This window comes from Streptomyces chattanoogensis, from assembly GCF_001294335.1.
Lineage (GTDB): Bacteria > Actinomycetota > Actinomycetes > Streptomycetales > Streptomycetaceae > Streptomyces > Streptomyces chattanoogensis.
Genome location: NZ_LGKG01000199.1, coordinates 1 through 10540 on the forward strand (window position 1 = coordinate 1; position 10540 = coordinate 10540).

A 10540-nucleotide genomic window follows, 5' to 3' on the forward strand; every position below is an offset into this window, starting at 1 on the left:
CCGCCCCCCCCGAACCCCCACCCCAAAGCAAAACCGGCCGGCCCCCAAGGACCGGCCGGTTGCCCGGCAGTACCCGCTTACACGGGCCCGGCCAGCGCCGCCACCTGCTTGGCCAGCGGTACGCCCGAGCCGTCCCGGCGCGGGTCCACGTCCGGCAGAGGCACCGGTGCGCCCTTGGCGTCCGCCGCCCGGACCGGTGCGGCGCCGGCCCAAGCCATGGTCAGGCAGTCCTCGCCCTTCAGGAACCGCTGGCAGCGCACGCCGCCGGTCGCCCGCCCCTTGCGCGGATACTGGTCGAACGGGGTGAGCTTGGCCGTGGCCACCGAGTCGTCCAGGGTGCCGTGCGAGCTGGCGACCGTGAACACCATGGCGTCCGTGGCCGGGTCGACCGCCGAGAACGAGATCACCTTCGCACCCTCACCCAGCTTGATGCCGGCCATACCGCCCGCGGGCCGGCCCTGCGGCCGCACCTGCGACGCCGGATAGCGCAGCAGCTGCGCCTCGCTGGTGATGAAGACCAGGTCCTCCTCACCGGTACGCAGCTCCGCGGCGCCCACGATGCGGTCACCGTCCTTGAGGGTGATGACCTCCAACTCCTCCTTGTTGGACGGATAGTCGGGCACCACGCGCTTGACGACACCCTGTTCCGTACCGAGCGCCAGGCCCGGCGAGGACTCGTCCAGAGTGGTCAGGCAGATCAGCTCCTCGCCGTCCTGGAGGGACAGGAACTCCGAGGTCTGCGCGCCGCCGGAGAGGTTGGGCGCCGCCGCCGTCTCCGGCAGCTGAGGAAGGTCGATCACCGAGAGCCGCAGCAGCCGCCCGGTCGATGTCACGGCGCCGACCTCGCCCCGGGTCGTGGCCGGTACCGCCGAGACGATCGTGTCGTGCTTGACGCGCTTGGCCTCCGCGTCGAACGGCACCTCCCCGGTGACCGTACGCGCCAGCAGCCCCGTCGAGGACAGCAGCACCCGGCACGGGTCGTCGGACACCTGCAGCGGCACCGCGCCGACCGTGGGGCCCGCCGACTCCAGCAGGACCGTACGCCGGTCCGTGCCGTACTTCTTCGCGACCGCGGCCAGTTCGTTGGAGACCAGCTTGCGCAGCTCCGCGTCCGACTCCAGGATCTGCGTCAGCTTCGCGATCTCCTCCTGGAGCCGGTCGCGCTCCGCCTCCAGCTCGATGCGGTCGAACTTGGTCAGCCGGCGCAGCGGGGTGTCCAGGATGTACTGCGTCTGGATGTCGCTCAGCGAGAAGCGCTCGATCAGCCGCTCCTTGGCCTGGGCGCTGTTCTCGCTGGAGCGGATGAGGCGGATGACCTCGTCGATGTCGACCAGCGCCGTCAGCAGGCCCTCGACCAGGTGGAGACGGTCGCGCCGCTTGCCGCGCCGGAACTCGCTGCGCCGGCGCACCACGTCGAAGCGGTGGTCGACATAGACCTCCAGCAGCTCCTTGAGGCCCAGCGTCAGCGGCTGGCCGTCCACCAGGGCGACGTTGTTGATGCCGAAGGACTCCTCCATCGGCGTGAGCTTGTAGAGCTGCTCCAGGACGGCCTCGGGGTTGAAGCCGTTCTTGACCTCGATGACCAGCCGCAGGCCGTGCTGGCGGTCGGTGAGGTCCTTCACATCCGCGATGCCCTGCAGCTTCTTCGAGCCGACCAGGTCCTTGATCTTGGAGATGACCTTCTCGGGGCCGACGGTGAAGGGGAGTTCGGTGACGACCAGGCCCTTGCGGCGGGCCGTGACGGTCTCCACCGTGACGGTGGCGCGGATCTTGAACGTGCCGCGGCCCTTCTCGTACGCGTCCCGTACACCGCCCAGGCCCACGATCCGGCCGCCGGTCGGCAGATCGGGGCCGGGCACGAAGCGCATCAGTGTGTCGAGATCGGCGTTCGGATGCTTGATCAGGTGGCGCGCGGCCGCGATCACCTCGCCGAGGTTGTGCGGCGGCATGTTGGTCGCCATGCCGACCGCGATGCCGGAGGAACCGTTGACCAGGAGGTTGGGATACGCGGCGGGGAGGGCCACCGGCTCCTGTTCCTGGCCGTCGTAGTTCGGCGTGAAGTCGACGGTGTCCTCTTCGATGGACTCCGTCATCAGGGACGTCGCCGACGCCATCCGGCACTCGGTGTAACGCATCGCGGCGGGCGGGTCGTCATTGCCCAGCGAGCCGAAGTTGCCGTGGCCGTCCACCAGCGGCAGCCGCATGGAGAACGGCTGTGCCATGCGCACCAGCGCGTCGTAGATGGACGCGTCGCCGTGCGGGTGGAGCTTACCCATGACCTCGCCGACCACCCGGGCACACTTGACGTAGCCGCGGTCGGGGCGCAGGCCCATCTCGTTCATCTGGTACAGGATGCGGCGGTGTACGGGCTTGAGGCCGTCGCGGGCGTCCGGCAGGGCGCGGGAGTAGATGACCGAATACGCGTACTCGAGGAAGGAACCCTGCATCTCGTCGACGACGTCGATGTCGAGGATCCTCTCCTCGAAGTCGTCCGGCGGCGGGGTCTTCGTGCTGCGGCGGGCCATCGCGGCTGCGGCTCCTTCTGCTGCGTCTACTGCCGATGTGGGAACTACACGGTCGGGCCGGCGGCACTGCCCGGTCCGATCGGATGTGCCGGCCGGCAGCCGAACCGATCAGCCGGCGGACCGACCCGTGAGTCTGCTGAGTCTGCCTGAGTCTGACGCGGACCATTGTGGACCGCCCCACTGACAACGCCGACCGCGACTCCCCTTTCGGCGCTCGCGGGGCCGCCGCGCACGCCCTCCGTACGGGTCCGCTCGTCCGGGAACTTCGCCAGATGTCGGCGCGGTTGCATACAGTGACAGGACTTCCTCGCAAGCGGATCGAAGGGACGTACATGCCCATGGGTCACACGGCCACAGAACAAGCCGGCTCCGGCGGCCTGACAGCGACCGAGCACCGGCTGGCCAACGGCCTGCGCGTGGTGCTCTCCGAAGACCACCTGACCCCGGTCGCAGCGGTGTGCCTGTGGTACGACGTCGGCTCCCGCCACGAGGTCAAGGGCCGCACGGGCCTGGCGCACCTCTTCGAGCACCTGATGTTCCAGGGGTCCGCCCAGGTGAAGGGCAATGGCCACTTCGAGCTCGTCCAGGGCGCCGGCGGATCGCTGAACGGCACCACGAGCTTCGAGCGCACCAATTATTTCGAGACCATGCCCGCCCATGAGCTGGAGCTCGCGCTCTGGCTGGAGGCGGACCGGATGGGCTCGCTGCTGGCCGCGCTCGACGACGAGTCCCTGGAGAACCAGCGCGACGTCGTCAAGAACGAGCGCCGCCAGCGCTACGACAACGTCCCCTACGGTACGGCCTTCGAGAAGCTGACGGCCATGGCGTACCCGGAGGGCCACCCGTACCACCACACCCCCATCGGGTCGATGGCCGATCTTGACGCCGCCTCCCTGGAGGACGCGCAGGCGTTCTTCCGGACGTACTACGCGCCCAACAACGCCGTCCTGTCGGTCGTCGGGGACATCGACCCCGAGCAGACGCTGGCCTGGATCGAGAAGTACTTCGGCTCGATCCCCTCGCACAACGGCAAGCAGCCGCCGCGCGACGGGTCGCTGCCCGAGGTCATCGGCAGCGAGCTGCGCGAGGTCGTCGAGGAGGAAGTGCCCTCCCGTGCCCTGATGGCGGCCTACCGCCTGCCGCACGACGGCACCCGTGAGGCGGATGCCGCGGATCTCGCGTTGACGGTCCTGGGCGGCGGCGAGTCCTCCCGGCTCTACAACCGCCTGGTGCGCCGCGACCGCTCCGCCGTGGCCGCCGGTTTCGGCCTGCTGCGGCTGGCCGGGGCACCCTCTCTGGGCTGGCTGGACGTGAAGACGTCCGGTGGCGTGGAGGTCCCCGCCATCGAGCGCGCCGTCGATGAGGAGCTGGCCCGGTTCGCCGCCGAGGGGCCGACCCCGGAGGAGATGGAGCGCGCGCAGGCCCAGTTGGAGCGCGAATGGCTGGACCGTCTGGCCACGGTCAGCGGCCGCGCCGACGAACTGTGCCGCTTCGCCGTCCTGTTCGGCGACCCGCAGCTCGCGCTGAACGCCGTCCAGCGGGTCCTGGCCATCACGCCCGAGGAGGTGCAGGCGGTCGCCAAGGCCCGGCTGCGCCCCGACAACCGCGCGGTGCTCGTGTACGAGCCCACCGAGCCGACCGCCCCGGCCGACCCGGCCGCCGACACCGAGGACAAGGAGGCGGATCGGTGAGCGACGCCACCACCCGCGCAGATTCCGCCGCGCCCACCATGGACTTCCACCCCCAGCCCAAGGGCGGCGCACCCAAGCCGTGGGCCTTCCCTGCGCCCGAGCGCTCGCAGCTCGACAACGGGCTCACCCTGCTGACCAGCCACCGCCCCGGCCAGCAGGTCGTCGCCGTGGAGGTCAACCTCCTCGCCCCTCTGGAGGCCGAGCCCGAGGGACTGGACGGCATCGCCACGATCATGGCGCGCGCCCTGTCCGAGGGCACCGACAAGCACAGCGCCGAGGAGTTCGCCGCCGAGCTGGAGCGCTGCGGCGCCACGCTGGACGCGCACGCCGACCACCCCGGCGTACGCGTCTCCCTGGAGGTACCGGCCTCCCGGCTGCCCCGCGCGCTCGGCCTGCTCGCCGACGCGCTGCGCGCCCCCGCCTTCCCGGACAGCGAGATCGAGCGCCTGGTGCGCAACCGCCTCGACGAGATCCCGCACGAGCTCGCCAACCCGGCGCGGCGCGCCGCGATGGCGCTGTCCAAGGAGCTGTTCCCGGCCACTTCCCGGATGTCGCGCCCCCGCCAGGGCACCGAGGAGACCGTCACACGCATCGACGCCGCGGCCGTCCGGGCCTTCTACGACGCCCATGTACGGCCCGCCACGGCCACCGCCGTCGTCGTCGGCGACTTCACCGGCGTCGACCTTCAGGTGGCGCTCGACGACACCCTCGGCGCCTGGCGCGGCTCCACCGCCGAACCGCTCAAGCCGTCGGCGATCACCGCCGACGACACCGGCCGGGTCGTCATCGTGGACCGCCCCGGCGCCGTCCAGACGCAGCTGCTGATCGGCCGTATCGGCGCCGACCGGCACGACCGGGTATGGCCGGCGCAGGTCCTCGGCACGTACTGCCTGGGCGGCACTCTCACGTCCCGGCTGGACCGGGTACTGCGCGAGGAGAAGGGCTACACCTACGGGGTGCGCGCTTTCGGCCAGGTGCTGCGCTCCTCCGCCGACGGCAGCGGCGCCGCGATGCTCGCCATCAGCGGCTCCGTGGACACCGCCTCCACCGGGCCGGCCCTGCAGGACCTCTGGCAGGTGCTGCGCACGCTGGCGGCGGAGGGGCTCACGGACGCCGAGCGGGATGTCGCCGTACAGAACCTCGTCGGGGTGGCGCCGCTGAAGTACGAGACCGCGGCGGCCGTCGCGGGCACCCTCGCCGACCAGGTGGAGCAGCACCTCCCGGACGACTTCCAGGCGCAGTTGTACGCCCGGCTCGCGCAGACCGGCACGGTCGAGGCGACCGCGGCCGCCGTCAGCGCCTTCCCGGTGGACCGGCTGGTGACGGTCCTGGTGGGCGACGCCGCGCAGATCGCCGGCCCCGTCAAGGAGCTCGGTATCGGCAAGGTGACGGTCGTCAGCGGCTGAGACCCGACAACTGACTGCCCGTCACCAGTCGGCGGGCGATATGTCGACAACGCGGCTCCCGTGGTGCATGTCCACCACGGGAGCCGCCGTTTGTCCTGAATCGAGCAGCCGGCTGCCCCTGTTCTTGTGGCGTGCGGCACAAAAAAGCCGGTTCTGTTTGGCGATTGAAAGATGTCCCGATTAGCGTCGGTCCGGCTGTCCGTCACAAGTCCGCCACAACCGTGGCACCGGACAGTCATCGCCGAGTCCCCGTACGGCGCGAGCCAGGGGAGCCGGGGACCCACACGTCCCCTGGGGTGAATCGGACCCCTCTCCGGAGGAGTCCGTAGGAGACCTTCCTGCTCCGAACCCGTCAGCTAACCCGGTAGGCGAGAAGGAAGGAAAGGACCAGCCACCAGATGGCGTTCACCCGTGCCACCGGGAAACATCGTGGTGCGAGCCGCGCGGCTCGTACGACCCGCAAGTTCGCCGGGATGGCCACCCTCGCGGCCACCGGAGTCGTCGCCTCCGTCGCCTCGCCGGCGCTGGCCGCCACGAGCCAGACGCACGCCGAGGACACCGGCCTTCAGCAGGCCGTCGTGATCGGCGGCGAGCTCGCCGACCGGCTCGAGGCCCAGGCCGACGCGCAGCATGCGGCCGCCGAGGCCGCCGCCGCACAGGCGAAGGCCGAGGCCGAGGCCAAGCGGGCCGCCGCGGAGGCCAAGCGGCGCGTCGAGGCCGCCGAGAAGAAGGCCAAGGCGGAGCGCGAGGCCAAGGAGCGCGCGGCCCGCGAGGCGGAGCGCAAGCGCCTCAACACCTTCGTCGCCCCCGTCGCCGGCTCCTACGTGTCCACCGGGTACAAGGCCTCCAGCAGCCTGTGGTCCTCCGGCAGCCACACCGGTATCGACTTCCACGCCGCCAGCGGTACCTCCGTCCACGCCGTCGGCTCGGGCACCGTCGTCGAGGCCGGCTGGGGCGGCTCGTACGGCAACAACATCGTGATCAAGATGCACGACGGTACGTACACCCAGTACGGCCATCTGTCGTCCATCGGGGTCTCGGTCGGCCAGACCGTCACGCCCGGCCAGCAGATAGGCCTCTCCGGCGCCACCGGCAACGTCACCGGGCCGCACCTCCACTTCGAGGCCCGCACCGGCCCGGACTACGGCTCGGACATCGACCCGATCGCGTATCTGCGCGCACACGGCGTCAGCGTCTGACGCCCCGCGTCCTTGCGAAGCCCCGGTCACCGGCCGGGGCTTCCGCATATCCGGGGGCTCGGTGCCGGCGGACGGCAGTCGGCAGGCGCCCACTGTCCGCAGCCCGTGACCCGTGGCCCGTGACCCGTGGCCAAAAATTCTCCATGAATTTCCGGAGGCCGTCGGAAAAGTCGTCCCCGTCGAATAGAGTCACCCAAAACCCGCCGATCGGCGGCGTTCCCGGGGATTACGGCGGAGGCACGGACGATGCGAGGCCATCTTTCCGCGCATGCGGTGTGCACAGCGATTCGCGACGATATTGTTTCCGGTGCGCTCGCGCCGGGGAGCCGGCTGATCGAGGAAATTCTCGCGGCCCGCTACGGCGTCTCCAGAGTCCCGGTCCGCGAGGCGCTGCGCACCCTGCAGTCCGAAGGTTTCGTCACCACCCGCCGGCATGCGGGCGCCTGCGTGGCGGAACCCACCGAGCAGGAGGCGGCCGATCTCCTGGACATCCGCGCCCTGTTGGAGCCGCTGGGTGCCGCCCGCGCCGCCGCCCGCCGCAGCCCCGCGCATCTGAAGGTGCTGCGCGGCCTGGTACGGCTCGGCCGCGAGCGGGCCCGGCACGGTCACCCCGCGGACGTACGCCAACTGGACGGCTGGTTCCACGAAACGCTCGCCCAGGCGGCCGGCAGCCCCAGCCTGACGGCGCTGCTCACCCAGCTGCGCCGCAAGATCGAGTGGATGTACGTGGTGGAGGCGCCCGCGCGGGCCGCCGAGTCCTGGGACGAACACGGCGCGGTGCTGGACGCGGTGGCCCGGGGAGACGCGGAACGGGCCCGCGCCCTGATGGCGGCTCATATCGAGCGCTCCCTCCCGGTGCACCGGCTGCGCCGTCCCGCCGTGCCCGCGGTGAGGGACGCGAAACGGCCCGTCAACACGGCGCGTGCCCGCAATTAACACACGGGCTGTATACAAAGGGGGGTGGGAGAAAAAGGTGCGGGGTGTCGGGGATTATCCGGCCCGATTTCCGGGCCGGATAATCCCGCCCGGCGCGTGTGCATGAATGCCGGGTAATTCGAGCCCGGGGTTTCGGTATGCCGGTAAGGGGAATTCGGTGCCGCGCTTCCGTGCCGAGCTTCCATGCCGCGCTCGGATTTTCCGCGCCCCCCCTCGTGACGGAAGCTCCCTCGTAACGGCGAAACCGGCCGTGCGACGGAAATGCCCGCGACGGAGGGGCCTTTGCAGCGGAGGGCTTCCCGCAACGAAACGGCCCCGCGGCGGCGACCGGAAACGGTCACCGCCGCGGGGCCGCGGACAGTGCGATCAGGAGACCTGGCGGACTCAGACCGTCTCGGGGAGCTCCTCCAGCCCCTCGGCGACGAGCTTCGCCAGGCGGTCGAGCGCGGCCTCGGCACCCTCGGCGTCGGAGGCCAGCACGATCTCCTCGCCGCCCTGGGCGCCCAGGCCCAGGACCGCGAGCATGGAGGCCGCGTTGACGGGGTTGCCATCGGCCTTGGCGATCGTCATCGGGATGCCGGCCGCGGTGGCCGCACGGACGAAGATCGAGGCGGGGCGGGCGTGCAGGCCCTCGGCCCAACCGACATTGACGCGGCGCTCAGCCATGGTGGTGCCCTTCAAGTCGCGTGACAGTTGTCTAGACCATTCTCGCACGCTGCCGTGAGTGCTCCGGCAGCCGTCCGCTGTGACCGAGCGTACGCATCCCGAGCCGGTTGTCAGAGCCCCGCCGTACGCTGTCCGCATGCAGACGCAGCCGGATCACGCGTACCCGACCCACTGGGAAGCCGACGTGGTGCTGCGCGACGGTGGCACGGCGCGGATCCGCCCGATCACCCCCGACGACGCCGAACGCCTGGTGTCGTTCTACGAGCAGGTTTCGGACGAGTCGAAGTACTACCGCTTCTTCGCGCCCTACCCCCGTCTGTCCGACCGCGATGTCCACCGCTTCACCCATCACGACTACGTCGACCGGGTCGGCCTCGCCGCCACCGTGGGCGGCGAGTTCATCGCCACCGTCCGCTACGACCGGATCGACGACCACGGGCTGCCCGCCAAGAACCCCGAGGACGACCAGGCCGAGGTCGCCTTCCTGGTGCAGGACGCCCACCAGGGCCGCGGCGTCGCCTCCGCCCTCCTGGAGCACATCGCCGCGGTGGCCCGCGAGCGCGGCATCCGCCGGTTCGCCGCCGAGGTGCTGCCCGCGAACACCAAGATGATCAAGGTGTTCACGGACGCCGGCTACACCCAGAAGCGCACCTTCGAGGACGGCGTGGTCCGGCTGGAATTCGACCTCGAGCCGACCGAACAGTCCGTGGCCGTGATGCGCGGCCGTGAGCAGCGCGCCGAGGCCCGCTCCGTCCAGCGGCTGCTCGCCCCGGGCTCGGTCGCCGTCATCGGGACCGGCCGCGCCCCCGGAGGCGTCGGCCGTTCCGCGCTGCGCAACCTCCTCGACTCCGGCTTCACCGGCCGCGTCCACGCCGTCAACCACGCCTTCCCCGAGGACATGGACCGCCTCGGGCCCGAAGACGTGCCCGCCGTCCGCTCGCTGCGGGAGATCGCGGACCCGGTCGATCTGGCGGTCATCGCCGTTCCTGCGGCCCGCGTGCCCGACGTCGTCCGCGACTGCGGCGAACACGGCGTCCAGGGCGTACTGATCCTCTCCTCCGGATACGCCGAAGCGGGCCCCGAAGGCCGCGAGCGGCAGCGCGCCCTGCTCCGCCAGGTCCGCTCGTACGGCATGCGGCTCATCGGGCCCAACGCCTTCGGCATGATCAACACCGCCCCGGCCGTCCGGCTGAACGCCTCCCTGGCACCCCGGATGCCCGGCGCGGGCCGCATCGGCCTGTTCACCCAGTCCGGGGCCATCGGCATCGCCCTGCTCAGCGGACTGCACGCACGCGGCCCCGGTGACGGCGGCATCGCCGGTATCTCCGCCTTCGTCTCGGCCGGCAACCGCGCCGACGTCTCCGGCAACGACCTCCTCCAGTACTGGTACGACGACCCGGACACCGATGTGGTGATCCTCTATCTGGAGTCCATCGGCAACCCCCGCAAGTTCGCCCGGCTCGCGCGCCGCACCGCCGCCGTCAAACCGGTCGTGGTCGCCAAGGGCGCCCGCCACAGCGGCACCGCCCCGCTGGGCCATGCCGTCCCCACGGTCCGGATCCCCGACAGCACCGTCGCCGCCCTGATGCGCCAGGCCGGAGTGATCCGCGTCGACACGGTCACCGAGCTGATCGACGCCGGGCTGCTGCTGGCCTCCCAGCCGCTCCCGGCCGGCCCGCGCATCGCAATCCTGGGCAACTCCGAATCGCTCGCACTGCTGGCCTACGACGCCTGCCTCACCGAAGGCCTGCGTCCGCTGCGCCCCCATGTCCTGGCGCCCGGGGCGACACCGGACGACTTCCGGGACGCGCTCGCTGAGTCGCTCGCGGGCGAGGGCTGCGACGCGGTCGTCGTCACGGCGATCCCCTGGGTGGGCGAAGGGGAGGGTGCCGTTCCGGGCGCGGGCGAGGGCAAGGCGCTCGCCACCGCCCTGCGCTCCGCCGTCATGGCGGACCCGGCGAAGCCGGTGACCGTCGTCCACCTGGCGATGGACGACCTCGCGAAGACCCTGGCCGCGCCGGGAGAGCCGCCCCGGCCGACGGCCCCGCCCCGCGACGAAGCCCCGGCCCCGCACACCACCCCGCCGCAGGCCCGGCCCGACACCCCCGCCCTGGCCC

General features: G+C 71.4%; 7 protein-coding genes and 1 riboswitch. Of the genes, 5 read left to right on the forward strand and 2 right to left on the reverse strand.

Translation table 11 applies throughout. The features are described 5' to 3' along the window. Window positions 1–77 precede the first annotated feature (77 nt). The gene (locus ADL29_RS38400) at window positions 78–2525 is read right to left on the reverse strand and encodes a DNA gyrase/topoisomerase IV subunit A (protein ID WP_053928110.1); all 2448 of its coding nucleotides are present in this window, start codon (window positions 2523–2525) and stop codon (window positions 78–80) included. Window positions 2526–2863: 338 nt separating this feature from the next. Here ADL29_RS38400 and ADL29_RS38405 point away from each other — a divergent pair, with 338 nt between their 5' ends. From ADL29_RS38405 to ADL29_RS38420, 4 genes are all read left to right on the forward strand, one after another. Further along, window positions 2864–4216, forward strand: a complete 1353-nt coding sequence (locus ADL29_RS38405) for a M16 family metallopeptidase (RefSeq protein WP_053928111.1) — start codon at window positions 2864–2866, stop codon at window positions 4214–4216. 38 nt (window positions 4217–4254) lie between these two features. Beyond that, on the forward strand, window positions 4255–5622 hold the full coding sequence (locus ADL29_RS38410; RefSeq protein WP_053928115.1) for a M16 family metallopeptidase: 1368 nt from the start codon (window positions 4255–4257) through the stop codon (window positions 5620–5622). A gap of 229 nt (window positions 5623–5851) precedes the next feature. Beyond that, a riboswitch (cyclic di-AMP (ydaO/yuaA leader) is annotated at window positions 5852–6008 on the forward strand. Window positions 6009–6020: 12 nt separating this feature from the next. Continuing rightward, window positions 6021–6821, forward strand: a complete 801-nt coding sequence (locus ADL29_RS38415; RefSeq protein WP_053928112.1) for a M23 family metallopeptidase — start codon at window positions 6021–6023, stop codon at window positions 6819–6821. 246 nt (window positions 6822–7067) lie between these two features. Continuing rightward, the gene (locus tag ADL29_RS38420) at window positions 7068–7757 is read left to right on the forward strand and encodes a GntR family transcriptional regulator (RefSeq protein WP_046925619.1); all 690 of its coding nucleotides are present in this window, start codon (window positions 7068–7070) and stop codon (window positions 7755–7757) included. Window positions 7758–8141: 384 nt separating this feature from the next. On the opposite strand, the gene ADL29_RS38425 is transcribed toward ADL29_RS38420, so the two are convergent. Continuing rightward, window positions 8142–8423 (reverse strand): HPr family phosphocarrier protein, encoded by a 282-nt coding sequence (locus ADL29_RS38425; protein ID WP_053928113.1) that lies wholly within the window; start codon window positions 8421–8423, stop codon window positions 8142–8144. A gap of 136 nt (window positions 8424–8559) precedes the next feature. On the opposite strand from ADL29_RS38425, the gene ADL29_RS38430 reads away from it, so the two are divergent. Further along, the coding region (locus tag ADL29_RS38430; protein ID WP_053928114.1) for a GNAT family N-acetyltransferase at window positions 8560–10540 on the forward strand (1981 nt) is incomplete at its 3' end.

Excerpts from the sequence above, each read along its gene's own strand:
- ADL29_RS38400 (WP_053928110.1), bottom strand. The coding sequence starts at position 2,525 with ATGGCCCGCCGCAGCACGAAGACCCCGCCGCCGGACGACTTCGAGGAG.
- ADL29_RS38405 (WP_053928111.1), top strand. The coding sequence starts at position 2,864 with ATGGGTCACACGGCCACAGAACAAGCCGGCTCCGGCGGCCTGACAGCG.
- ADL29_RS38410 (WP_053928115.1), top strand. The coding sequence starts at position 4,255 with ATGGACTTCCACCCCCAGCCCAAGGGCGGCGCACCCAAGCCGTGGGCC.
- ADL29_RS38415 (WP_053928112.1), top strand. The coding sequence starts at position 6,021 with ATGGCGTTCACCCGTGCCACCGGGAAACATCGTGGTGCGAGCCGCGCG.
- ADL29_RS38420 (WP_046925619.1), top strand. The coding sequence starts at position 7,068 with ATGCGAGGCCATCTTTCCGCGCATGCGGTGTGCACAGCGATTCGCGAC.
- ADL29_RS38425 (WP_053928113.1), bottom strand. The coding sequence starts at position 8,423 with ATGGCTGAGCGCCGCGTCAATGTCGGTTGGGCCGAGGGCCTGCACGCC.